At 68.6% G+C, this 23,011-nt stretch carries 22 protein-coding genes; 19 read left to right on the top strand and 3 right to left on the bottom strand.

From position 1 onward, the window contains the following. Window positions 1–24 precede the first annotated feature (24 nt). The 14 genes from A6A04_RS15045 (at window position 25) to A6A04_RS14980 (ending at window position 13,393) form a co-directional block, all read left to right on the top strand. Window positions 25–1,185 carry a helix-turn-helix domain-containing protein gene (locus tag A6A04_RS15045; protein WP_068494289.1) on the top strand — a complete coding sequence of 387 codons (1,161 nt, stop codon included), beginning with the start codon at window positions 25–27 and terminating at the stop codon, window positions 1,183–1,185. Between the two features lie 130 nt (window positions 1,186–1,315). After that, a complete protein-coding gene (ispG, locus tag A6A04_RS15040) occupies window positions 1,316–2,428 on the top strand; it encodes a flavodoxin-dependent (E)-4-hydroxy-3-methylbut-2-enyl-diphosphate synthase (protein WP_068494287.1) in 1,113 nt (370 codons plus the stop codon). Window positions 2,429–2,432: 4 nt separating this feature from the next. Continuing rightward, window positions 2,433–3,671: a histidine--tRNA ligase gene (gene hisS / locus A6A04_RS15035; protein WP_068494285.1), complete on the top strand. Its 1,239-nt coding sequence runs from the start codon at window positions 2,433–2,435 to the stop codon at window positions 3,669–3,671. Between the two features lie 13 nt (window positions 3,672–3,684). Continuing rightward, window positions 3,685–4,932 carry a glutamyl-tRNA reductase gene (gene hemA, locus A6A04_RS15030; protein WP_068494284.1) on the top strand — a complete coding sequence of 416 codons (1,248 nt, stop codon included), beginning with the start codon at window positions 3,685–3,687 and terminating at the stop codon, window positions 4,930–4,932. 131 nt (window positions 4,933–5,063) lie between these two features. Continuing rightward, window positions 5,064–6,128, top strand: coding sequence for a peptide chain release factor 1 (gene prfA / locus A6A04_RS15025; protein ID WP_068494282.1), 1,065 nt, complete (start codon window positions 5,064–5,066; stop codon window positions 6,126–6,128). Further along, window positions 6,125–6,982, top strand: a complete 858-nt coding sequence (gene prmC / locus A6A04_RS15020) for a peptide chain release factor N(5)-glutamine methyltransferase (protein ID WP_068494280.1) — start codon at window positions 6,125–6,127, stop codon at window positions 6,980–6,982. The genes prfA and prmC overlap by 4 nt, the downstream gene beginning before the upstream one ends. Before the next feature lie 199 nt (window positions 6,983–7,181). Continuing rightward, window positions 7,182–7,676: a DUF4167 domain-containing protein gene (locus tag A6A04_RS15015; RefSeq protein ID WP_068494512.1), complete on the top strand. Its 495-nt coding sequence runs from the start codon at window positions 7,182–7,184 to the stop codon at window positions 7,674–7,676. A 4-nt stretch (window positions 7,677–7,680) separates the two neighbouring features. Next, the gene (locus tag A6A04_RS15010) at window positions 7,681–8,064 is read left to right on the top strand and encodes a YbaN family protein (RefSeq protein ID WP_068494278.1); all 384 of its coding nucleotides are present in this window, start codon (window positions 7,681–7,683) and stop codon (window positions 8,062–8,064) included. Window positions 8,065–8,125: 61 nt separating this feature from the next. Beyond that, complete coding sequence (locus tag A6A04_RS15005) at window positions 8,126–8,422, top strand: YggT family protein (protein WP_068494276.1); 297 nt, start codon at window positions 8,126–8,128, stop codon at window positions 8,420–8,422. A 2-nt stretch (window positions 8,423–8,424) separates the two neighbouring features. Further along, a complete protein-coding gene (locus A6A04_RS15000; RefSeq protein WP_068494274.1) occupies window positions 8,425–8,754 on the top strand; it encodes a DUF167 family protein in 330 nt (109 codons plus the stop codon). After that, complete coding sequence (folD, locus tag A6A04_RS14995; protein ID WP_068494272.1) at window positions 8,747–9,634, top strand: bifunctional methylenetetrahydrofolate dehydrogenase/methenyltetrahydrofolate cyclohydrolase FolD; 888 nt, start codon at window positions 8,747–8,749, stop codon at window positions 9,632–9,634. The genes A6A04_RS15000 and folD overlap by 8 nt, the downstream gene beginning before the upstream one ends. A gap of 127 nt (window positions 9,635–9,761) precedes the next feature. Beyond that, window positions 9,762–10,466, top strand: coding sequence for an NnrU family protein (locus A6A04_RS14990; RefSeq protein ID WP_245651221.1), 705 nt, complete (start codon window positions 9,762–9,764; stop codon window positions 10,464–10,466). Window positions 10,467–10,539: 73 nt separating this feature from the next. Then, window positions 10,540–11,892, top strand: coding sequence for a TldD/PmbA family protein (locus A6A04_RS14985; RefSeq protein ID WP_068494269.1), 1,353 nt, complete (start codon window positions 10,540–10,542; stop codon window positions 11,890–11,892). 13 nt (window positions 11,893–11,905) lie between these two features. Beyond that, entirely contained in the window at window positions 11,906–13,393 is a 1,488-nt protein-coding gene (locus tag A6A04_RS14980) for a cobyric acid synthase (protein ID WP_068494267.1), read from the top strand. Here A6A04_RS14980 and mutS read toward each other — a convergent pair. Beyond that, window positions 13,369–16,026, bottom strand: a complete 2,658-nt coding sequence (gene mutS, locus A6A04_RS14975) for a DNA mismatch repair protein MutS (RefSeq protein ID WP_068494265.1) — start codon at window positions 16,024–16,026, stop codon at window positions 13,369–13,371. The genes A6A04_RS14980 and mutS overlap by 25 nt on opposite strands. 162 nt (window positions 16,027–16,188) lie before the next feature. Here mutS and A6A04_RS14970 point away from each other — a divergent pair, with 162 nt between their 5' ends. The 5 genes from A6A04_RS14970 to A6A04_RS14950 all read left to right on the top strand — a co-directional run bounded on the left by A6A04_RS14970 (window position 16,189) and on the right by A6A04_RS14950 (window position 21,112). Then, window positions 16,189–16,407 (top strand): AbrB/MazE/SpoVT family DNA-binding domain-containing protein, encoded by a 219-nt coding sequence (locus tag A6A04_RS14970; RefSeq protein WP_068494264.1) that lies wholly within the window; start codon window positions 16,189–16,191, stop codon window positions 16,405–16,407. Then, on the top strand, window positions 16,407–16,781 hold the full coding sequence (locus tag A6A04_RS14965) for a type II toxin-antitoxin system VapC family toxin (RefSeq protein WP_068494263.1): 375 nt from the start codon (window positions 16,407–16,409) through the stop codon (window positions 16,779–16,781). Before A6A04_RS14970 ends, A6A04_RS14965 begins: the two co-directional genes overlap by 1 nt. Window positions 16,782–16,850: 69 nt before the next feature. Beyond that, window positions 16,851–17,369 (top strand): hypothetical protein, encoded by a 519-nt coding sequence (locus A6A04_RS14960; protein WP_068494261.1) that lies wholly within the window; start codon window positions 16,851–16,853, stop codon window positions 17,367–17,369. A 33-nt stretch (window positions 17,370–17,402) separates the two neighbouring features. Continuing rightward, window positions 17,403–19,703: an NADP-dependent malic enzyme gene (locus A6A04_RS14955; RefSeq protein ID WP_068494259.1), complete on the top strand. Its 2,301-nt coding sequence runs from the start codon at window positions 17,403–17,405 to the stop codon at window positions 19,701–19,703. Between the two features lie 2 nt (window positions 19,704–19,705). Next, on the top strand, window positions 19,706–21,112 hold the full coding sequence (locus tag A6A04_RS14950; protein ID WP_068494257.1) for an ATP-binding protein: 1,407 nt from the start codon (window positions 19,706–19,708) through the stop codon (window positions 21,110–21,112). Here A6A04_RS14950 and A6A04_RS14945 read toward each other — a convergent pair. Continuing rightward, entirely contained in the window at window positions 21,081–22,292 is a 1,212-nt protein-coding gene (locus A6A04_RS14945; RefSeq protein ID WP_068494255.1) for a multidrug effflux MFS transporter, read from the bottom strand. The two genes, A6A04_RS14950 and A6A04_RS14945, sit on opposite strands and share 32 nt — an antisense overlap. Next, window positions 22,289–22,990, bottom strand: coding sequence for a M48 family metallopeptidase (locus tag A6A04_RS14940; protein ID WP_068494253.1), 702 nt, complete (start codon window positions 22,988–22,990; stop codon window positions 22,289–22,291). Before A6A04_RS14940 ends, A6A04_RS14945 begins: the two co-directional genes overlap by 4 nt. Window positions 22,991–23,011 lie beyond the last annotated feature (21 nt).

Here is a 23,011-nt window from a genome sequence, read left to right as displayed (position 1 = left end):
GTTTGCAGGAAAGGTTCACCCGCCGTGGATACCCCAGGCTCCGAGCCCAAGGCCGAAATCCCGGCCGACGACATCCCCGCCGCGCCCGCCGTGGAAGCGGCGCCGGAACCGTCCGCGCCGCCCCAGGCTCCGGCTCAGGAACCGGTGGCGCCGCTCGTCGAGCATGTGGCCCAGCCCTTCGGCGTCGGGCCGACGCTCCGCGCCGCCCGTGAACGCATGGGCAAGTCCCTGCCCGATTGCTCCAAGCAATTGCGCATCCGCCAGCCCTTCCTGGAAGCGCTGGAGGATGGCCGTCACCGCGACCTGCCGGGCGGCACCTATGCCGCCGGTTTCCTGCGCACCTATGCCGAATTCCTGCAGTTGGACGGCGAGGAAATGGTCCGCCGCTTCCGCCAGGAAGGGGCGGGGGGCTTCGCCACCCGCGCCGAGCTGTCCTTTCCCTCGCCGGTGACCGAGGGGCGGGTGCCCGGCGGCGCGGTGATCTTCCTGGGTATCCTGCTGGCCGCCGTGGCCTATGGCGGCTGGTATCTGCTGTCCACCCGCGAGTCCAAGGTGGCCGAGATCGTGCCGCCGCTGCCCGATCGCCTCTCCACCATCCTCAATCGCCAGGCGACCCTGACCGGCGACGCCAAGGATGCCGCCAAGCCGGGGGAAGAGCCGGTCAAGGCCAAGGAGGACGTGGTTCCGCCCCAGGAGACCGAGGAGGAAAAGCCCGCGCCGACCGCCGCCGCTCCCGCCGCGCCGCCCGAGCCGCCCAAGCCGGCGGAGCCCGCCAAGATCGCAGAGGCCTCCAAGCCCGAGCCGGTCAAGGTCGAGGCGCCCAAGCCGGTGGAACCGCCCAAGGTCGCCGAACCCGCCAAACCCGAACCCGCCAAGGTGGACATGGGCAATGACGGCAAGGTGTTCGGCACCGAACACGCCGATTCCCGCGTAGTGTTGAAGGCCGCCGGGGACGACTGCTGGATCCAGGTGCGCGAGATGGACGGATCGCTGCTCATGAGCCGTCTGCTGCGCAAGGGTGACAGCTATCGGGTCCCCAATCGGCCCGGTCTCAACCTGATGGTGGGAAATGCCGGATCGCTGGACGTCTCGGTGGATGGCCACAAGGCTCCCGCCCTGGGGGCGGTGGGACAGGTGCGCCGCGATATCCGCCTCGACCCCGACAAGCTGTCTTCGGGCGGCTGAGCGTTTCCCGCATAAGCCCCTGAAAAATGTGTCGCTTTCGGAGCTGCCGCCGGATGCGCTATAAACCCTCGCCGATGCCGGGACTGTCCCCGGTTTCGGCGAACCCGGTCCTGCCAGAGAGAGCATGTCCATGAGCCTGCGCCCTTATCGCGAAATCACCCGCCGCAAGTCCCGCCAGATTCATGTCGGTTCGGTGGCCGTTGGCGGCGACGCGCCCATTTCGGTGCAGACCATGACCAACACCCTGACCACGGATGTGGAGGGCACCCTGGCCCAGATCCGCCGCGCCGCCGACGCTGGCGCCGATCTGGTGCGGGTATCGTGCCCGGACGAGGACTCCACGGCGGCCTTCAAGGCCATCGCCAAGGGCTCGCCGGTGCCGCTGATCGCCGATATCCATTTCCACTACAAGCGCGCCATCGAGGCCGCCGCCGCCGGTGCCGCCTGCCTGCGCATCAATCCCGGCAATATCGGCTCGCACGAGCGGGTCAAGGAAGTGGTCAAGGCCGCCAAGGATCACGGCTGCTCCATGCGCATCGGCGTCAATGCCGGGTCGCTGGACAAGCATCTGCTGGACAAATACGGCGAACCCTGCCCGGAGGCGCTGGTGGAAAGCGCGCTGGAGCACGCCAAGCTTCTGGAAGACAACGACTTCTTCGAGTTCAAGATCGCGGTCAAGGCCTCGGACGTCTTCCTGGCGGTGGCGGCCTATCAGGGTCTGGCCAAGGCCTGCGACTATCCCCTGCATCTGGGTATCACCGAGGCGGGCGGCCTGATCGGCGGCACCGTGAAGTCGTCCATCGGCATCGGTTCGCTGTTGTGGCAGGGCATCGGCGATACCCTGCGGGTGTCCCTGTCGGCCGATGTGGCGGAAGAGGTCAAGGTCGGCTTCGAGATGCTGAAGGCCCTGGACCTGCGTCATCGCGGCGTTCGCATCGTGTCGTGCCCGTCCTGCGCCCGGCAGGGTTTCGACGTCATCAAGACGGTGGAGACCCTGGAAAATCGCCTGTCCCATATCCGCACCCCGGTGACGCTGTCCATCCTGGGCTGCGTGGTCAACGGCCCCGGTGAGGCGCGCGAGACCATGGTGGGCATCACCGGCGGCGGCAGCGACACTCACAAGGTCTATATCGGCGGCTCGCCCGACCACAATGTGGACGGCGGATCCATGATCGATCACATCGTCGAGCTGGTCGAGGCGCGCGCCGCCGAGATCGAGGCCGCCAAGCAGAAGGAAGGTTGATCCCGTGTCTTCGCTCCAGCCGGTACGCGGCACCCACGACCTGCTTCCCGAGGAATCCCGGCGTCATCGCTGGGTGGAGGAAGCCGCCTTCGCCGCCGCCCGGCGCTATGGCTTCGGCGAAGTGATGACCCCCATCTTCGAATTCACCGAGGTCTTCGCCCGCACCCTGGGCGAGACCTCGGACGTGGTCACCAAGGAGATGTACACCTTCGCCGACCGCTCGGGCGAGTCCATCACGCTCAGGCCCGAGGGCACCGCCGGGGTGGCGCGGGCCTTCATCTCGGGCGGGCTGGCGCAATCGCTGCCCCTGAAGCTGTTCTATCGTGGCCCCATGTTCCGCCACGAGCGCCCCCAAAAGGGGCGGCTGCGCCAGTTTCATCAGGTGGGCGTCGAGCTGCTGGGGGTGGAAAGCCCCCTGGCCGATATCGAGGTCATCGCCCTGGCCTGGCGGGTGCTGAGCGAGTTGGGGCTGGCGGGCAAGGTCCGCCTGGAGATCAATACCCTGGGCGATGCCGAAAGCCGCGAGGCCTACCGCAATACGCTCACCGCCTATCTGTCGCAGTTCCGCCTGTCGCTGTCCGAGGACAGCCGCAACCGGCTGGAGCGCAATCCGCTGCGCATCCTGGATTCCAAGGACGAGGGCGACAAGCGCATCGTCGAGGGCGCGCCGGTGATGACCGATTCGCTGACCCCGGCCGCGCGTGAATTCTTCCAGACCGTCACCAACGGCCTGGGCATGCTGGGCATTCCCTTCATCATCAATCCCCGGCTGGTGCGCGGCCTCGACTACTACTGCCATACCGCCTTCGAGTTCACCACCACCTCGCTCGGCGCCCAGGGCACCGTGCTGGCGGGCGGGCGCTATGACGAGCTGATCGCCACCATGGGCGGCCCGCGCACGCCCGGCATCGGCTGGGCGGCGGGGGTGGAACGGCTGTCCATGCTGGTGGACGAGCCCCCGGCCGCGGTGCGCCCCGTCGCCGTCATTCCCATGGGTGACGAGTTGGCGGCCATGCATGTGGCCGAACGCCTGCGCCGGGCGGGCCAGACGGTGGAGATGGGCTTTTCTGGCAATATGAAGAAGCGCATGGCGCGGGCCAACAAGGCCAATGCCCGCTTCGCCGTGATCCTGGGCGAGGAGGAGGCGCAGCGTCGCGCCGTCACCATCCGCGACCTGGATGGGGGCTCCCAGGAAGAGGTGCCGCTGGCGTCGCTGGAGGAACACCTCGGCCGCCTGCTGTAGCCGAGCCGAAGCCGTGGCGGCGTCCCATCACCGGCTGGTCATGGTCGGGGCCAATCACAAATCGGCCTCGCTGACCCTGCGTGACGCCCTGTTCGTGGACGATGCCGCCGCGCCCGCCTTCCTGGAAGGCTTGAAGCGGGCCGGTCTGGCCGAGGCCCTGGTGCTGTCCACCTGCGACCGGGTCGAGGTCTGGGCCATGGCCGGGGATGCCGACCATGCCGCCCAATTGGTGTGCGACGCCTGGGCCGCCCGCGCCGGTCTGGAGCCTGCCGCGGTGGCGGCCAATCTCACCACCCTGACGGGGGAGGACGCGGCGCGCCACGGCTTCGCCGTCACCGCCGCCCTCGACTCCCTGGTGATCGGCGAACCCCATGTGGCAGGTCAGGTCAAGGCCGCCCATCGTCTGGCCCGCGATGCCGGAACCCTGGGCAGTGGGCTTGACGCCTATGTCCAGGCCGCCTTCTCGGTGGCCAAGCGGGTCCGCACCGAGACCGCCATCGGCGAAGGTCCGGTCAGCATCGCCGCCGCCGCCGTGCAGGTGGCGCGCGACCTGCACGGTGATCCCGCCCGCCTGAAGGCGCTGCTGGTGGGGACCGGCGAGATGGGGGAACTGGTGGCGGAAAGCCTGCTGGCCGCCGGACTGAAGGACCTGTCGGTCACGGCGCCGCGCAGCAGCCGGGCCGAATCCCTGGCCAAGTCGCTGGGCTGCCACGTCCTGGCCTTCGAGGACATGAAGGAAGCCCTGGCCAGTGCCGATGTGGTGCTGACCTGTGTCGGCGGCCGCAATGTGGTGGTGGGGGCCGACGCCGTCGCCAACGCCATTCGGAAGCGCCGCCGCCGCCCCATCCTGCTGGTGGACGCGGGCATTCCCGGCGATGTGGAAACGGCGGTCAACCGGGTCGATGGCGCCTTCCTCTATGATCTGGCCGACCTGGAGAAGGTGGCCCTGGCCGGGCGCGCCACCCGCGAGACGGCGGCCCGTGCCGCCCGCGCCCTGGTCGAGGAGGAACTGGTCGCCTTTCTGCGGGGCCGGGCGGAGCGGGCGGCGGTGCCCGCCATCGTCGCGCTGCGCGCCCGTTTCGACGAGGCCCGCGAGGCGGTGCTGGCCGAACAGGGCCATGATGCCGCCGAGGCCACAAGGCTGCTGGTCAACCGGTTGCTGCACGCGCCTTCCGAGGTGCTGAAGGACAGCGCCGCCGACAGCCCCGACTGGCGCGCCATGGAAAAGACGCTGCGGACCCTGTTCCGCCTGGAGGACTAGAGTTTTTCCTTGTCATTCCGAGCAGAGCGAGGAATCTCCGCTTGGTGCCAAGGCATTGGTAATGGAACGACGGATCAGGACGAGATCCCTCCTCCCGATGATTGTCGGGATGACACTGTAAAGGCGGATTTATGAATCTCGACGCCCAATTCGACAAGGTGCTCTATCGCCACGACGAGATCGGAGCGCAACTGGCCTCGGGGGACGGCATCGACTCCCAGACCTTCCAGCGCCTGTCCAAGGAACTGGCCGAACTGGACCCGGTGGTGGCCGCCGTCCAGGCCTTCCGCAAGGCCCGGGAAGACATGGGCCAGGCCGCTGAGATGATGGCCGATCCCGACATGAAGGATCTGGCGGAAGAGGAATTCTACGCCCTGAAGGAACAGTTGCCGCTGCTGGAACGCCAGGTCCAGTTGATGCTGCTGCCCAAGGACGAAGCCGACGAGAAGAACGCCATCCTGGAAGTGCGCGCCGGGACCGGCGGCGACGAGGCCGCCCTGTTCGCCGCCGAGCTGTTCCGCATGTATGAGCGCTATGCCGGGCTGCATGGCTGGCGGTTCGAGGTGATGGACGTCAACGACACCGGCATCGGCGGCGTCAAGGAGGCCAGCGCCACCATCACGGGGCGCAACGTCTTCGCCCGCCTGAAATTCGAATCCGGCGTCCACCGGGTGCAGCGGGTGCCCGCCACCGAAAGCCAGGGCCGCATCCATACCTCGGCCGCCACCGTGGCCATCATGCCCGAGGCCGAGGAGGTGGACATCCAGATCGACGAGAAGGATCTGCGGGTCGATGTCTACCGCTCGCAGGGTTCGGGTGGCCAGAGCGTCAACACCACCGATTCGGCGGTGCGGGTCACTCATATTCCCACCGGCCTCGCCGTGGCCTGCCAGCAGGAAAAAAGCCAGCACAAGAACAAGGCCACCGCCATGAAGCTGCTGCGCGCCCGGCTCTACGAGCGGGAACGCTCGGCCAAGGACGCCGAGCGCGCCGCCAACCGCAAGAGCCAGGTCGGCTCCGGCGACCGCTCCGAACGCATCCGCACCTATAACTTCCCCCAGGGCCGCGTCACCGACCACCGCATCAATCTGACGCTGTACAAGATCGACGCGGTGATGACCGGCGATGCCCTGGACGAGGTGATCGAGGCGCTGATCGCTGCCCATCAGGCCGAGCGGCTGGCGGAAATGGAATGACGTTAACAGTTGGATCGGCCCTGCACCGGGCGGCCGAGCGGCTGGCGGCGGTGGGCATCGACACCGCCCGGCTCGACGCCCGGCTGCTGCTGGCCGAGGTGGTGGGGCTGTCGCCACAGGCGCTGTTCTCCAAGCCGCATCTGGAACTGACCGTCGGCGAGATCGAGCGCTTCGAAGGCCTGATGGCCCGGCGCGAAGCCCGCGAACCGGTGTCGCATCTGCTGGGGCGGCGCGGCTTCTGGACCCTGGACCTGACGGTCAGCGCCGCCGTGCTGGACCCGCGCCCCGATACCGAGACCCTGGTGGAGGCGGTGCTGGCCATGGTCCCCGACCGCGCCCGGCCGCTGCGGATCGTGGATTTCGGCACTGGATCGGGCTGCATCCTGCTGGCACTGCTGTCGGAATTGCGCTTCGCCACCGGCCTGGGCATCGACCGCAGTCCGGCGGCGCTGGCGGTGGCGCAGGCCAATGCCCATGCCGCCGGTCTCGCCGAACGGGCGGAGTTCCGCCAAGGCGATTGGGGGGAAGGACTGGACGGCAGCTTCGACGTGGTGGTGTCCAATCCGCCCTATATCCCCGAGGACGAGATCGACGGACTGGAACCCGAGGTCGCCCGGTTCGAGCCGCGTCTGGCCCTGGCGGGCGGCCCCGATGGGCTGGACTGCTACCGTGCCCTGGCGCCGCACATCTCTCGGCTGCTGGCGGCGGATGGGGTTGCCGCCCTGGAAGTGGGCATGGGACAGGCGGCGGATGTGGCCGCCATCCTGTCCGGGGCAGGGCTGGTGAATCAGGGTGTCCACCGCGATCTGGCGGGGGTGGAACGCTGCGTCTTGGCCGGTTCGCGAAAAAAGTAGTTGGAAAGAGGCGCTCGCCCGACTAGGGTGCAGGCCACACGCGCCATTTGAGCCGGGGATTCGCGTCGAGCCATTGGCTCCGCCTCGCGATCATGGGCCGTGACATCCCCCATCGCCGCCCGTCAGTCTGGCAGCGGATAGGCCGCACGATGGTGTCGGCGAACAGGATATTTCAACCATGCACATGAAGGCAGGTCCCGTGAATCCGAAGCAGCGCTCCCGCGGTCGTGGTCCCAATGGTGGTGGTGGTGGTGGCAAGAAGCACGGCGGTGGCGGCGGTGGTGGTGGTGGCGGAATTCCGCGCCCCAATCAGGTGTTCGATAGCAATGGCCCGGAAGGGCGCATTCGCGGCAATGCCCATCAGGTGCTGGAAAAGTACCTGTCCCTGGCCCGCGACGCCTCGTCCCAGGGCGACCGGGTGGCGGCCGAGAACTACTATCAGCACGCCGAGCACTATTTCCGGGTGATCAACGCCCAGAACCAGAACAACGGCCGCCCGCGCCAGCAACTGCCGACTCCCGCCGACGAACAGGGCATGTCCATGGACGGCGAGGACGGCAACAGCGGTGGCGGCGAGCACCAGGACCAGGATCAGGACCAGTCGGAGCAGTCGGATCAATCGGAACAGCCCCGGGCGGCGTCCGAGATGCCCGGCGAGGGACCGCAGCCGGTGATCGAACCGCAGGACGCCTGAGCCCATGCTGACCGGCCCGGCCCGTCTCGCGCTGCTGGGGCTGGGCTGGGTGTTCTTCGGCCTGGGCATGGTCGGCGTCTTCCTGCCGGTGATGCCCACCACGCCCTTCATGCTGGTGGCGCTGTGGTGCTTCGCCAAGAGCTCCGAGCGCTTCCACGCCTGGCTGTTCCATCATCGACTGTTCGGTCCGCCGCTGCGCCAGTGGGAACGGCACCGGGTGATCCCGCTTTACGCCAAGCTGGCGGCGCTGGGCTCCATGGCGGCCAGCATGGTCTATGTCATCGGCTTCACCGAGACCGCATGGCCGCTGCTGGCGGTGATGGCCACCAGTTGCACGGCGGGCGCCGTCTTCATCCTGACCAAGCCCAGCCGCGTGCGTGACCCTTGAAGCGCGACGCCTCTGCCGCTAGGTTTGGGGCGCCCGCTTGAACAACCCATAAGGTCCGACGATGCACGCAATCCTGTCCTCGCTGATCGACGTCGTGCTGCTGGCGTTGGAGATTTACTGGTACGTCATCCTGGCCTCGGTGATCATGAGCTGGCTGGTGACCTTCGGGGTCATCAACACCTACAACGCCACCGTGCGGACCATCATGGACGTGATCTACCGCCTGACCGAACCGGCGCTGCGCCCCATCCGGCGGGTGCTGCCCGATTTCGGCGCGGTTGACCTGTCGCCCATCGCGCTGTGGCTGATCATCTATTTCGCCATCAGCGTCCTGACCAAATTCAAATACGCCATTTGACCATGGTGACGGCCTCGCCCTTCGCCATCGCCGAGGGTGGGCTGCGGGTGATGGTGCGCCTGACGCCCAAGGCGTCGCGCGATCGCATCCAGGGGCTGGCAGATGAAGCCGACGGCAACAAGGTGGTCAAGGCCCAGGTGACGGCGGTGCCCGAGGATGGCAAGGCCAACGCGGCCCTGATCAAGCTGCTGTCCAAGCAGTGGCGGGTCCCCAAGACCGACATGGCGGTGGTGCAGGGCGCCGCCGACCGCCGCAAGGTGATTTTCATTTCCGGCGACGGGGCGGCCCTGGCCCTGCGCCTTGAGCAGTGGATGACGAGCAATCATGACTGACGCCCGCCTGATCGACGGCAACGCCTTTTCCGCCCGCCTGCGCGACACCATCGCCACCCATGTCCAGACCCTGCGCGACGAACACCACGTGGTGCCCGGCCTCGCCGTGGTGCTGGTGGGCGAGGACCCGGCCAGCCAGGTCTATGTGCGCACCAAGCACAAGCGCACCGTCGAGACGGGGATGAAGTCGTTCGAGCACAAGCTGCCCGCCGACACCCCGGAACGCGAGGTCCTGACCCTGATCGAGGGCCTGAACGACGATCCAGAGGTCCACGGCATCCTGGTGCAACTGCCGCTGCCCGGCCATATCGACAGCCAGAAGGTGATCGAGGCCATCGACCCGGCCAAGGATGTGGACGGTTTCCACCCGGTCAATGTGGGGCGGCTGTCCGCCGGTCTCGACGCCATGGTGCCCTGTACGCCGCTGGGCTCGCTGATGCTGCTGAAGGACGTTCTGGGCAAGCTCGACGGGTTGGACGCCGTGGTGGTGGGCCGCTCCAATATCGTCGGCAAGCCCATGGCGCAGCTGCTGATCAAGGAAAGCTGCACTGTCACCGTCGCCCATTCCCGCACCCGCGACCTGCCCGACGTGGTGCGCCGCGCCGATATCGTGGTGGCGGCGGTGGGACGGCCCGAGATGATCCGGGGCGACTGGCTGAAGCCGGGCTGCACCGTCATCGATGTGGGCATCAACCGGATCGAGGCCGCCGATGGCACCAAGAAGCTGGTGGGCGACGTCAATTTCGCCGAGGCGGTCAAGGTGGCGGGCGCCATCACTCCGGTGCCGGGCGGGGTCGGCCCCATGACCATCGCCTGCCTGCTGCGCAATACCCTGGTGGCCTGCGCCCGCCAGCACCGGCTGCCGGTGCCGCCGGTGTGAGGGACATCGCCGCCTGCTTGTCGTCATTCCCGCGCAAGCGGGAATCCACGTTGGAGGCAGGATCCATGGGTATCGGTAGCACCTCGTTGGGAAGTCCCATGGATCCCCGCATGCGCGGGGGTGACGGGTGGATAGAGATGTCGCGGCTTTCGCCATGACTCTGACCGGGACATACGGCCATCTGGTGGCGGCGGTGGTGGTGTTCCTGGTGGCCCACTCCCTGACCAATATCCGGCCCCTGCGCGAGGCGTCGCTGGCCCGGCTGGGCAAGGGCGGCTTCTACGGCGTCTATTCCGTCATCTCCACCGCCCTGCTGGTCTGGGTGGTGGCCGCCGCCCTGGCCGCCCCCATCATCCAGGTCTGGGAGCAGGCGCCCTGGATGCGCTGGGCGCCGTCCCTGGTCATGCCCTTGGCCTGCCTGCTGTGGGTGGCGGGCATGACCACTCCCAATCCGTTTTCCATCGGCCCCGGCGGCGCCCGGTTCGAGCCCGGCCGGCCGGGCATCCTGCGCCTGACCCGCCACCCCATCATCTGGGGGCTGGGGCTGTGGAGCGGCGCCCATCTGATTCCCAACGGCACCGTCGCCGGATTGCTGCTGTTCCTGCCGCTGTTCCTGCTGTGCCTGGTGGGCGGCCGGGTACTGGACGCCAAGCGCCAGCGCCAGTTGGGGCCCGAGCGCTGGCGGGAATTGGCCGAGGGGCTGGCCGGGCCGCTGGCCTGGACCCGGCTGCTGGCCGAGTTGGGGCCGTGGCGGATATTGGCCGGTCTGGGGCTGGTGCCGGTGCTGATGGCACTGCACCCCGTTGTGATCGGTCTGTCGCCCTACCCCTGATCCCCTCTTGTCCTGAGTCCGACTTCCGGGCTAGCCTTCTTGTCCCCTCAGGGCTGCTCAAGGAGCCTCCGCCATGCCCGGCCCGACTTCCCCTTCGCCGCTCGACCTCCTGGGCGATCTGGTCGCCAAGGCGCGCAAGGCCGGTGCCGAGGCCGCCGACGCGGTGCTGATCGATTCGGTGTCGCTGTCGGTGGGCATGCGGCTCGGCGAGCTGGAACGCCTGGAACGGGCCGAGGCCGGGGATGTGGGCCTTCGGGTGCTGATGGGCAAGCGCCAGGCCTTCGTCTCGTCGTCGGACCGTTCGCCCAAGGCCCTGGACGAGTTGGTGGAACGCTGCGTCGCCATGGCCCGCATCGTTCCCGAGGACCCCTGGTGCGGCCTGGCCGATCCCTCGCAACTGGCCACCGGCCTGCCCGATCTCGATGTCTGCGATCCCTCGGAACCCAGTGCCGACTGTCTGATCGACATGGTGCGGCGGGGCGAGGACGCCGCCCGCGCCGTTTCCGGCGTCACCAATTCCGATGGGTCGGAAGCGGGCTGGGGCCGCTCGGGCGTCGCCATCGTCGGCTCCAACGGCCAGTCCTTCAGCTATGGCGTCACCAGTTCCTCGCTGTCGGTGTCGGTGCTGGCGGGCGGCGGCAATCAGGGCATGGAACGCGATCACGACTATACCAGCGCCGTCTATCTGTCCGATCTGCGTCCCCCGGAGGATGTGGGGCACGAGGCGGGGCGCCGCGCCGTCCACCGGCTGGGCGGGCGCAAGGTGGCGACGCGCTCGGTGCCGGTGGTACTCGATCCCCGGGTGGCGCGCGGCCTGCTGTCCAGCCTGGCCGGGGCTATCAACGGCGCCGCCATCGCGCGCGGCACCAGCTTCCTCAAGGACCGCCTGGGCCAGCCGGTCTTCGCCAAGGGGGTGCGGGTGGTGGACGATCCCCACCGGCCGCGCGGCCTGCGCTCGCGCCCCTGCGACGGCGAGGGCCTCGCCACCATGCGCCGCGCCATCATCGAGGACGGGGTGCTGACCACCTGGCTGATGGATCTGCGCTCGGCCCGCCAACTGGGCCTGGCCTCCACCGGCCATGCCAGCCGCAGCACCGGCTCGCCGCCCTCGCCCTCGGCCAGCAATTTCTATCTGGAGGCGGGCGTGGTCACCCCGGCCGAGATGATCCACGACATCCCCGACGGCTTCTACATCACCGACCTGTTCGGCCAGGGCGTCAACGGCGTCACCGGCGACTATTCCCGGGGCGCCGCTGGATTCTGGATATCGGGGGGAGAGATCGCCTTCCCGGTGTCCGAGGTGACGGTGGCGGGCAATCTCAAGGACATGTTCCTCAACCTGACCCCGGCCAGCGACCTGGAACTGCGCCACGGCCTCGACAGCCCCACCGTGCGCATCGACGGCCTGACCGTGGCGGGGCGGTGATCGTTTCTCGTCGATGACTGATCCCACTCCCGCCGTGATGCTGCAAGGCACCGGCTCCGATGTCGGCAAGTCGTTGCTGGCCGCCGGGCTGTGCCGCCTGTTCGCCCGCCGCGGCCTCGCGGTGCGGCCGTTCAAGCCGCAGAACATGTCCAACAACGCCGCCGTGACCACGGACGGCGGCGAGATCGGTCGAGCCCAGGCGCTGCAGGCGCGCGCCTGCGGCGTGGCGGCCTGCTCCGACATGAATCCGGTGCTGCTCAAGCCGCAAAGCGAGACCGGCGCCCAGGTGGTGGTGCAGGGCAAGGTGCTGGCCAATGCCACGGCGCGGGATTACCACGCTCTGAAGCCAACCTTGCTGCCCCGGGTGCTGGAGAGCTATCGCCGCCTCGCCGCCGGGGCCGACCTGATGGTGGTGGAAGGGGCGGGCAGCGCTGCCGAGGTCAATCTGCGCGCCGCCGACATCGCCAATATGGGCTTCGCCGAGGCCGCCGACCTGCCGGTGGTGCTGGTGGCCGATATCGACCGGGGCGGCGTCATCGCCTCCGTCGTCGGGACGCACGCCCTGCTGCCCGAGGCCGAGCGGGCGCGTCTGGCCGGTTATGTCATCAACCGCTTTCGCGGCGACCCCGCCCTGTTCACTCCGGCCCTGGAGATCATCAAGGCCCATACCGGGCTCGACTGCCTGGGTATCGTGCCCTGGTTCGCCGATGCCGCGCTGCTGCCCGCCGAGGATGCCGCCTCGCTTAAGGGCCGGGCCAGTGCGGGCGAGGGCGTCAAGATCGCGGTGCCGCGGCTGTCGCGTATCGCCAATTTCGACGATTTCGACCCGCTGGCGGCGGAAAGTGATGTGCGGTTAGAGATGGTGGCGCCGGGACGCCCGCTGCCCGGCGATGCCGATCTGATCATCCTGCCCGGTTCGAAATCCACCATCGCCGATCTGGCCTTTCTGCGCGCCCAGGGCTGGGACATCGACATCCTGGCCCACTGGCGCCGGGGCGGCCGGGTGCTGGGCATCTGCGCCGGATACCAGATGCTGGGCAAGAGTGTCTCCGACCCGTTGGGGGTGGAGGGACCGGCGGGCGGCGTCGCCCCCGGCCTGGGGCTGCTCGACATCGAGACGGTGATGGCGGGCGACAAGGTGCTGACCGAGATCAGCGGCACCGACGCGGGCGGTTTGCCGGTGGCGGGCTATGAGATGCATATGGGCCGCACCACCGGCCCCGACACGGCGCGGCCCTTCCTGAGTCTGGACGGCCAGCCCGACGGCGCCGTGTCCGCCGATGGGCGGGTGATGGGCTGCTACCTGCACGGGCTGTTCGCCTCCGATCCCTTCCGCGCCGGGTTGCTGGAGAGCCTGCGGGCCGGGCGTGGGGCGGGTATCGCCTACGAGGCCCAGGTGGAGTCGGTGTTGGACCGCCTCGCCGACCATCTGTCGGCTCATCTGGACGTGGAGCGGCTGTGGCGGGTGGCGATCCGTCAAACCAGCCGCTTCAGCTCGTAGATCAGGTCCAGCGCCTGGCGGGCGGTGAGGTCGTCGGGATTGACGCCTTTCAGAGCGTCCTCCACCGCCGAGGGCTTGGGCGCGCTGGCCGGGGCGGGCTTGGGCCGGGGCGCCATGGCGGCGAACAACGGCAGATCGTCGGCGAGCCGCGCCATGCCCGAGGCCTGATCCGACTTTTCCAGGATGGCCAGCACCTCCTCGGCGCGGCCGACCACGGCGGGCGGCAGACCGGCGAGGCGGGCGACATGGATGCCGTAGGAGCGGTCGGCGGCGCCCGATCCCACCTCGTGCAGGAAGACCACGTCGCCCTGCCATTCCTTCACCTTCATCATGTGGCAGGACAGCGAGGGCAGCTTGGCCGAAAGGCGGGTCAGTTCGTGGTAATGGGTGGCGAACAGGGCGCGGCAGCGATTGACCTCGTGCAGGTGCTCCACCACCGCCCAGGCGATGGACAAGCCGTCGAAGGTGGCGGTGCCGCGCCCGATCTCGTCCAGGATCACCAGGGCGCGCGGGCCGGACTGGTTGAGGATGGCGGCGGTCTCTACCATCTCCACCATGAAGGTGGACCGCCCGCGCGCCAGATCGTCGGCGGCGCCGACCCGGGAGAACAGCCGGTCGACCACGCCGATGCGCGCCGACTCGGCGGGGACGTAGGAGCCCATCTGGGCCAGGATGGCCATGACGGCGTTCTGGCGCAGGAAGGTGCTCTTACCCGCCATGTTGGGGCCGGTGACCAGCCACAGCCGTTGGGCATCCGACAGGTCGCAGTCATTGGCGACGAAGGGGCCGGAACGAGCCGCCTCCAGCGCCGCTTCCACCACCGGATGGCGGCCGCCCCGGATGTCGAAGGCGTCGGTCTCGTCCACCTGGGGCCGGGTCCAGCGCTTCTCCTCCGCCAGATGGGCCAGCGACGCCGCCAGATCGAGCCGGGCCAGCGCCTCGGCCGTCCGGGCGATCTCGGGGGCGCGGGCCACCACCTCCTCCACCAGATCCTTGAACAGCTCGGCTTCCAGGGCCAGGGCGCGATCGGCGGCGCCGGTGATGCGCCCGGCCAGCTCGATCAGCTCCGGGGTGGTGTAGCGGGCGGATGTCGCCATGGTCTGGCGGTGGATGAAGCCGTCACCCAGCTTGTCGGCCTGCTTGCTCGGCACCTCGATGTGATAGCCGATGATGTTGTTATGGGCGATCTTCAGGTTGGTGACGCCGGTTTCCTCGGCGTAGCGCAGTTGCAGCCGGGCCAGCACGCCCTTGGTCTCCGAGCGCAGGCTCCGGGTCTCGTCCAGACCGGCGTGATAGCCCTCGGCGATGAAGCCGCCGTCCCTGGCCAGCAGCGGCAGGTCGGGGGCCAGGGCGCGGGCGAGGCGATCGGTCAGGGCCGAATGCTCGCCCAGATCGCGGGCGCAGTCGCCCAGGCCCGGCGGCGCGTCCAGGGCGGGCTCCGCCAGCAGGTTGCGCAAGCCCGGCACCTCGGCCAGGGCGTCCCGGATATTGGCGAGGTCGCGCGGCCCGCCGCGGCCCAAGGTCAGCCTTGAGAGGGCGCGTTCCACGTCGGGGCAGCGCTTCAGGGTCTCGCGCAGGGTCTCGCGCACGCCGTCGTGCTCCACCAGGAAGGACACCATGTCCAGGCGGTGGTCGATCTCGGCCGGGATGGTCAGCGGCGCCGCCAGATGGGCGGCCAGCAGTCGGGCGCCTGCCCCGGTGACGGTGCGGTCTATGGTGGCCAGCAGCGAGCCCCGGCGTTCGCCGGTCAGGGTCTCGGCCAGTTCCAGGTTGCGCCTCGTGGCGGCGTCGATCTCCATCACCGCGCCCTCGGCCAGGCGCTTTGGCGACGACAGGCGGGGCAGCCTGCCCTTCTGGGTCAGTTCGATGTAATCCACCAGGGCGCCACCGGCGGCCAGTTCCGGCCGGGTGAAGGCGCCGAACCCGTCCAGCGAGCCGACGCCGTACAGCGCCTCCAGCCGTCTGCGGCCATTCTCAGAATCGAAGCGGGCCGAGGGCAGCGGCGACAGCACCGGTTTCCACTCGGCCCAGACCTCGAACAGCGATTCGGTGCCCAGCAGGCGGTCGCCCGCCAGCAACTCACCGGGAGACAGCCGCGCCAGGGCGGCGCCCAGGGTCTTGGCGGCCACCGGCTGCATCCAGAACTCGCCGGTGGAGACGTCGACCCAGGCCAGGCCCAGCGCGCCTTGTGCCTCGGCCACCGCCGCCAGGTAGTTATGGGACCGTGCGTCGAGCAGGGTATCCTCGGTCAGGGTGCCGGCGGTGATGACCCGCACCACGTCCCGGGCCACCACCGATTTCGAGCCGCGCTTCTTGGCCTCGGCCGGGTCTTCCATCTGCTCGCCGATGGCGACCTTGAAGCCCTTGCGCACCAGCTTGGCCAGATAGGCCTCGTAGGCCCGCACCGGCACGCCGCACATGGAGATGTCCTCGCCCAGATGCTTGCCACGCTTGGTCAGGGCGATGTCCAGCGCCGCCGAGGCCTTGACCGCATCGTCGAAGAACAACTCGTAGAAATCGCCCATGCGGTAGAACAGCAGGCAGTCGGGATGGGCGTGCTTGATGGCCAGATACTGGGCCATCATGGGCGTGGCGTCGTCGGGAATGGAAGGCGGCTCGGCGGTCACGGACATTCGGGCACGGGCATTCGGGCGCGGGAATGAGGAAGCGGGCACAGTATCATGGGCGGCACTGGGCGCAAGGGCATCCATAGGCGTGTCCTCTGATCGGATGCAGACCATCGCGCCGAGCTCATGCTATATTCTTACGCAATACCTATCGATCAGGAGGCCGTAATGTCCGTCAAGGATACCGCCACGCTGTCCTCGAAGTTCCAGATTTCCATCCCCAAGGCGGTGAGAACCGCCAAGCAGTGGCAGGCCGGTCAGGTTTTCGCCTTCCTGCCCAAAGGGGATGGAGTCCTGCTGGTGCCGGTTCCCAGGCTGGAGGACCTGTCGGGATTGGCGCGCGGCGCCCGGGCCGAGGATTACCGCGACCGGACGGATAGGGTCTGATGCGGCTGGTGGATAGCTCGGCCTGGATCGAGTGGCTGATCGCCTCTCCCACCGGGCTAGGTCTGGCGCCCCACCTGCCCGAGCGCGACCAGTGGCTGGTGCCGACCATGGTGCAGTTGGAACTGGCCAAATGGTTGACCCGCGAGGTCGGCGAGGACAAGGCCGATCAGGTGATCGCCTTTACCCAGACCTGCGTCGTCGCCGATCTCGACACCGCCATCTCCCTTTCGGCGGCCGAGCTATGCGCCCGGCACAAGCTGGCGACCGCCGACGCCGTCATTTATGCGACCGCCCTGGCCTTCGGCGCCGACTTGCTGACCTGCGACAGCCATTTCGCCGGACTGCCCCGGGTCCATCTGATGCGCAAGGGCTGACACTGCCCCTAGCCAGACTCCCGGCCTTGGCGCACAATCACGGGCAGAGGATTTGTTCAGGAGACCATCATGACCGCCCAGACCAACCCGCACCCCGCCGCCCTGCGAGAGGTGGTGGGAACCTTCGCCGATCGCGGCCAGTTCGAGGCCGGGGTCAGCGCCCTGCTGGAGGCCGGTTTCGACCGGGGCCGCCTGTCGGTGCTGGCCTCCCATGACTCGCTGGATGCCGCCGGGGGCAAGGCCCAGAAGTGGCGCGACGGCCTGATCGCCCTGGTGGGCGAGGCCAAGTTCGAGGGGCCGCTGGTGGCCGCCGGGCTGATCGCCCTGGCCGCCGGGCCGGTGGGTGCCGTCATCGCCGGGCTGATCGCCGCCGGAGTGGGCGGCGTGGCGGTGAAGGAACTTCTGGACGAGGTGGCCGCCATTCCCGACACCGAGGATTTCACCCGTGCCCTGGCGGCGGGCAGCGTCATTCTTTGGGTCAGCGTCGAGACCCCCGCCGAGGAAGACCGGGCCAAGGCCGCCCTGGCCCAGGCTGGCGGGGCCAATATCCATATCTTCGAGCGGGCCAAGGGCAAGCGGCACGCCTGATAATCAAGAAACCAGGACAGGGATAGAAACGACATGGCTTCCACGTTCAATACCCCCGCCGCCCCTGGCGACGATGGCAAGGGTGTCAGCGCGCTCGAGCGCGACACCCTGCTGATGCATTCGTCGGGACGCCCCGGCAAGATCGAGATCGTCCCCACCAAGCCGCTGGCCACCCAGCGCGATCTGTCGCTGGCCTATTCGCCGGGCGTCGCCTTTCCTTGCCTGCACATCGCCCGCGATCCCTCGCTGGCCTATGACTATACCGCCAAGGGCAATCTGGTGGCGGTGATCTCCAACGGCACCGCCGTGCTGGGGCTGGGCGATCTCGGCGCCCTGGCCGGCAAGCCGGTGATGGAGGGCAAGGCGGTGCTGTTCAAGCGCTTCGCCGACGTGGATTCCATCGACCTGGAAGTGGATACCCGCGATGTCGAGGAATTCATCGGCGCGGTGCGCTATCTGGGGCCGAGCTTCGGCGGCATCAACCTGGAAGACATCAAGGCGCCGGAATGCTTCATCATCGAGCAGCGCCTGCGCGAGCTGATGCCGATCCCGGTCTTCCATGACGACCAACACGGCACCGCCATCATTTCCGCCGCCGGTCTGATCAACGCCCTGGAACTGACGGGCCGCGAGATGTCCAAGGTCAAGGTGGTGGTCAACGGCGCCGGGGCGGCGGGCATCGCCTGTATCGAGCTGGCCAAGTCCATGGGCGTGCGCCACGAGAACGTCATCCTGTGCGACACCAAGGGCGTCATCTTCCAGGGCCGCACCGAGGGCATGAACCAGTGGAAGTCGGCCCATGCCGTTCCCACCAAGGCCCGCACCCTGGCCGAGGCGCTGGACGGCGCCGACGTGTTTTACGGCCTGTCGGTCAAGGGGGCGGTGACGGCCGAGATGGTGGCCTCCATGGCGCCCAGGCCCATCATCTTCGCCATGGCCAATCCCGATCCGGAAATCACTCCCGAGGAGGTGAAGTCGGTGCGCGCCGACGCCATCGTCGCCACCGGCCGGTCCGACTATCCCAACCAGATCAACAATGTGCTGGGCTTCCCCTATATCTTCCGCGGCGCGCTGGACGTGCGGGCGTCGACCATCAACGACGCCATGAAGATCGCCGCCGCCCGGGCCATTGCCGCCCTGGCGCGGGAAGACGTGCCCGACGAGGTGGATGCCGCCTATTCCGGCCGCCGCCTGCGCTACGGCCCCGACTACATCATTCCGGTGCCGTTCGATCCCCGCCTGATTTCGTCGATTCCGCCCGCCGTGGCCAAGGCCGCCATGGACAGCGGCGTGGCCAGGAAGCCCATCATCGACATGGGCGCCTATAAGCGTGAACTGGCCGCCCGGCTCGATCCGGCTTCCGCCTCCATGGAGGCCATCACCGAGGCGGTGAAGGCCAACCCCAAGCGGGTGGTCTTCGCCGAGGGCGAGGAGGAAAAGCAGATCAGGGCCGCCGTCGCCTTCTCCAATGCCGGGCTGGGCCATCCTATCCTGATCGGCCGGGAAGAGCGCATCCGCGCCACCATGAAGAATATCGGCCTGCCCGCCGCCGAATCCCTGGAGATCATCAATTCCCGGCTGTCGCCGCGCACCGCCCATTACACCGAGATGCTGTACCAGCGCATGCAGCGCAAGGGCGCGCTGCTCCGCGATGCCCAGCGTCTGGTGAACCAAGAGCGCAATATCTTCGGCGCCCTGATGGTGCAGGCGGGCGACGCCGACGCCATGGTCACCGGCCTGACCCGCAACTACTGGCAGGCCTTCGAGGAAATCCAGAAGGTGATCGACCCCAAGCCGGGCGAGCTGATGTTCGGCATGACGGTGTTCATCGCCAAGGGCCGGGTGGTCTTCGTCGCCGATACCACGGTGATGGAGACGCCGACGCCGGAGCACCTGGCCGATATCGCGGTGCAGACCGCCCACAAGGCCCGCCAGATGGGCCACGAGCCCCGGGTGGCTATGATCAGCTATTCCACCTTCGGCAATCCCAGCAATGACCGCGCCGAGCGGGTGCGGGAAGCGGTCGAGATCCTGGATCACCGCAAGGTGGATTTCGTCTATGACGGCGAGATGGGCGCCGACGTGGCGCTGGACCCGGAACTGCTGGGGCATTATCCATTCTGTCGCCTGAAGGAACCCGCCAATGTGCTGGTGATGCCGGGCCTCTATTCCGCCACCATCGGCTCCAAGCTGTTGCAGAAACTGGGCGGCGCCAGTGTCATCGGTCCCATCCTGGTGGGCATGTCCAAGCCGGTGCAGATCACCTCCATGGACGCCTCGGCCAACGACATCGTCAACATGGCCGTTCTCGCCTGCTATGACGCGTTGAAGTAGAGATGCCCAAGCGCGCGGCCATCGCCCTCGGCCGGATCGTCTCGGTCACGGTCCTGTTGTCGGCCCCCACGGGGGTGGTGTTCATGATCCTGGCCGCCACCGGGCGGCTGGGGGCCGCCATGGCCTTTGGCGGCTGGGCGGTGGTGTCGTTCGCCCTGGCGGTGATCGTCCGCAACCATCTCGCCGATCTCGACGATCTCGCCGCCTGGATTCGCTCGCTGTCGCTGGGGGGCGAGGCGGGGCCGCCGCCGGGGCGCGACAATGCCGCCCTGGCCGAGACCGTGGCCTCGGTGGGCGGGCTTCGCCGGGCCTGGCAGCAGAAATCCACCGAACTGGCCGAATCCGCCCGGCGCAACGAAAGCCTGCTCGACAACCTGCCCGATCCGCTGCTGCTGCTCGATACCAGCCGCCGGGTGGTGCGGGCCAATCTGGCGGCTACCCGGCTGTTCGGCTCCGCCACGCCGGGGCGCGACCTGGCGTCCTTCCTGCGCGATCCCCAGGTGCTGGACGCGGTCCAGGCGGTGCTGGGCGGCGAGAAGGGGGCGCGGGAATGCGAATTCAGCGTCATGGTGCCGCTGGAACGGGTGTTCCTGGCCCGGGTCGAACGCCTGGACGGCCAGCCCAGCGAAGGCGGCACCGTTCTGCTGACCCTGCACGACCTCACCACCATCAAGCGCATGGAGCGCATGCGCGCCGACTTCGTCGCCAATGCCAGTCATGAGTTACGCACGCCGCTGGCGGCGCTGTCCGGCTTCATCGAGACCTTGCAAGGCCCCGCCCGCGACGACGACGAGGCGCGCGAGCGTTTCCTGGCCATCATGGCGGAACAGGCGGGACGCATGGGCCGTCTGGTGGCCGATCTGCTGTCGCTGTCGCGCATCGAACTGAACGAGCACACCCCGCCCAGCGAACGGGTGGATCTGGGCCATCTGCTGCGGCGGGCCGCCGCCGCCTTGAAGCCGCTGGCCCAGGCGCGCGGCATGGACATCACGGTCGAGGTCGTCGACGGCCTGCCCGAGGTGCTGGCCCAGCCCGACGAACTGGCCCAGTTGTTCCAGAACCTGATGGACAACGCCGTCAAATACGGCCGCGATGGCACCCAGGTGGAGGTCGCGGCCACCCTGGCCGGGACGCTGCCGCCCGCCGCCGGGCCTGCCTTGCGACGGGGCGGCGCCATTCGGGTCGCGGTGCGTGATCACGGCGAGGGCATCGCGCCCGAGCATCTGCCCCGGCTGACCGAGCGCTTCTACCGGGTGGACACCGCCCGGTCGCGCAAGATGGGCGGCACCGGGCTGGGACTGGCCATCGTCAAGCACATCGTCAATCGCCATCGCGGTTTGCTGACCATCGACAGCACGGTGGGCGAGGGTACCACCTTCACGGTTTGGCTGCCCTACGCACCAGAATGAGGAACAAGGCCCAAGCGGTCAGCCCCAGCACCGCCATGGCGGTGGCCATGGGCCGCGCCGTGCCGTCGAAGGCCAATCCGGCCAGCCAGCCGATACCCGCTCCCCCCGCCATCTGGGTGAAGCCGATACCGGCCGAGGCGGCGCCCGCCATGCGCGGAAACGGCGCGATGGCCCCGGCGGTAGCGTTGGGCAGGACCATGGCGGCGAAGACGAAGAAGATCAGCAAGGGGCCGAGCAGGGCGGCCAGCCCCAGCGGCCCCGGCGCCACCACGCCGGTCCAGGCCAGGGCCGCCATGACGGCTCCGGCTGCGGTACAGCCCATGGTGCCGATGCCGACCATGCGCTCGATGCCGACCCGGTGGGTGAGGCGCGCCGCCATGAAGCCACCGATGATATAGCCCACCGAGGCCATGGAGAAGGCGAAGCCGAAATGGCGCGGCTCCAGCTTCATGGTCTCGATCAGAAGGAACGAGGACGAGGACAGGTAGACGAACACCCCCGCGAAGATGACGGTCAGGGTCATGGTATAGCCGACGAATACCCGGTCCTTCAGCAAGGTGACGTAGTTGGCGAGCATGCGGCCGGGATCCAGGGCGGTGGGATCGGGATGCTGGTTGGTTTCCTCCAGCAAGCGCCAGACCATGGCCAGCAGGCCGACACCGAACAGGGCCAGCAGGATGAAGTTGGAGCGCCAGCCGAACCAGGTGTGGAACCAGCCACCGATGGTGGGCGCCACCAGCGGCGCCAGGGCCATGGCGCTGGCCATGTAGCTCATGACCTTGGCCGCCTGTTCGCGCGGATATATGTCGCGGACCACGGCCCGGCCGACCACCGGGCCGCAGCAGGCGCCGAGCGCCTGGACGAAGCGGCCGACGATCAGCGCCTCGATGCTGGGCGCGACGACGCAGAACAGGCTGGCCGCCACATAGACCACGATGCCGCCCACCAGGGTCCGCCTGCGGCCGAAGCGATCCGACAATGGCCCATAGCCCAGTTGCATCACCGCGAAACCGGCGACGAAGGCGGCCAGGGTCATCTGTACCTTGGCGGTGGTGGTGCCGAAATCGCGGGCCATGTCGGGCCAGGACGCCAGATAGAGATCGGTGCAGACCGGGCCGAAGGCCACCAGCAGGGTCAGCAGCACCGCCAGGGTGCGGGTGGGCTGGACGGGATGGGTCATGGCGCCGTCCCATAGCGGTGCAGTTCGGGACCATGGCGCTTCAGCCAGGATTTCGGCGTCTTGATGTCGGGAACCATGGCCTCCACCTGCCGCCAGAAATCGGGGCCGTGATTCATCTCGGCCAGATGGGCGACTTCGTGCGCCACCACATAGTCCAGCACGAAGCCCGGCGCCAGGATCAGCCGCCATGAAAACGACAGGCGGCCGTCGCTGGTGCAACTGCCCCAGCGCGACTTGGTGTCGCGCACCGTCACCGCCGCCACCTTGCGGCCGATGGCCCCGGCCAGGTCGCGGGCACGCTGGGCCAGCACCAGACGGGCCTCGGCGCGCAGGAATTCCTCGACCCGGCGGGGCACATGCTCCTCGCGCCCCGAGACGTTGATCTCGCCCGCCTCGGCCCAGACGCCGCGCCGTGCCTGGGGCTGGTGGCGGATGACATGGGGCAGGCCCATCAGCGGCACCGTGATTCCGGGCGACAGGGCGACGCGGCCGGGCAGGGCGCGCAGGCGCCCGGCGATCCAGGCCTCCTGGCTGCGGGCGAAGCGTTCGGCCTCGGCTTCCGGCACGCCGACGGGCAGCACCACCACCACGCCGCCATTGGGGGCCAGGCGCAGGCTCATGCGCGCCGCCGTCGCCGACCGCCGGACGGCGAGCGACAGGTCCTGCCCGGCGAGATGGAGAAGACGCGGCGTGCCCATGCCCCAGGTCATAGCGCGACG

Source organism: Paramagnetospirillum marisnigri (genome assembly GCF_001650715.1).
Taxonomy (GTDB): Bacteria; Pseudomonadota; Alphaproteobacteria; order Rhodospirillales; family Magnetospirillaceae; genus Phaeospirillum; species Phaeospirillum marisnigri.
The sequence above is the reverse complement of the archived record's forward strand: the minus strand, read 5'-3'. Positions and strand labels throughout refer to the sequence as shown.

What these genes read in the sequence shown, in the direction of transcription:
- ispG (WP_068494287.1), top strand. Translation starts at nt 1,316, where the DNA reads ATGAGCCTGCGCCCTTATCGCGAAATCACCCGCCGCAAGTCCCGCCAG.
- prfA (WP_068494282.1), top strand. Translation starts at nt 5,064, where the DNA reads ATGAATCTCGACGCCCAATTCGACAAGGTGCTCTATCGCCACGACGAG.
- prmC (WP_068494280.1), top strand. Translation starts at nt 6,125, where the DNA reads ATGACGTTAACAGTTGGATCGGCCCTGCACCGGGCGGCCGAGCGGCTG.
- A6A04_RS15010 (WP_068494278.1), top strand. Translation starts at nt 7,681, where the DNA reads ATGCTGACCGGCCCGGCCCGTCTCGCGCTGCTGGGGCTGGGCTGGGTG.
- A6A04_RS15005 (WP_068494276.1), top strand. Translation starts at nt 8,126, where the DNA reads ATGCACGCAATCCTGTCCTCGCTGATCGACGTCGTGCTGCTGGCGTTG.
- A6A04_RS15000 (WP_068494274.1), top strand. Translation starts at nt 8,425, where the DNA reads ATGGTGACGGCCTCGCCCTTCGCCATCGCCGAGGGTGGGCTGCGGGTG.
- folD (WP_068494272.1), top strand. Translation starts at nt 8,747, where the DNA reads ATGACTGACGCCCGCCTGATCGACGGCAACGCCTTTTCCGCCCGCCTG.
- A6A04_RS14985 (WP_068494269.1), top strand. Translation starts at nt 10,540, where the DNA reads ATGCCCGGCCCGACTTCCCCTTCGCCGCTCGACCTCCTGGGCGATCTG.
- A6A04_RS14980 (WP_068494267.1), top strand. Translation starts at nt 11,906, where the DNA reads ATGACTGATCCCACTCCCGCCGTGATGCTGCAAGGCACCGGCTCCGAT.
- mutS (WP_068494265.1), bottom strand. Translation starts at nt 16,026, where the DNA reads ATGTCCGTGACCGCCGAGCCGCCTTCCATTCCCGACGACGCCACGCCC.
- A6A04_RS14970 (WP_068494264.1), top strand. Translation starts at nt 16,189, where the DNA reads ATGTCCGTCAAGGATACCGCCACGCTGTCCTCGAAGTTCCAGATTTCC.
- A6A04_RS14965 (WP_068494263.1), top strand. Translation starts at nt 16,407, where the DNA reads ATGCGGCTGGTGGATAGCTCGGCCTGGATCGAGTGGCTGATCGCCTCT.
- A6A04_RS14960 (WP_068494261.1), top strand. Translation starts at nt 16,851, where the DNA reads ATGACCGCCCAGACCAACCCGCACCCCGCCGCCCTGCGAGAGGTGGTG.
- A6A04_RS14955 (WP_068494259.1), top strand. Translation starts at nt 17,403, where the DNA reads ATGGCTTCCACGTTCAATACCCCCGCCGCCCCTGGCGACGATGGCAAG.
- A6A04_RS14950 (WP_068494257.1), top strand. Translation starts at nt 19,706, where the DNA reads ATGCCCAAGCGCGCGGCCATCGCCCTCGGCCGGATCGTCTCGGTCACG.
- A6A04_RS14945 (WP_068494255.1), bottom strand. Translation starts at nt 22,292, where the DNA reads ATGACCCATCCCGTCCAGCCCACCCGCACCCTGGCGGTGCTGCTGACC.
- A6A04_RS14940 (WP_068494253.1), bottom strand. Translation starts at nt 22,990, where the DNA reads ATGGGCACGCCGCGTCTTCTCCATCTCGCCGGGCAGGACCTGTCGCTC.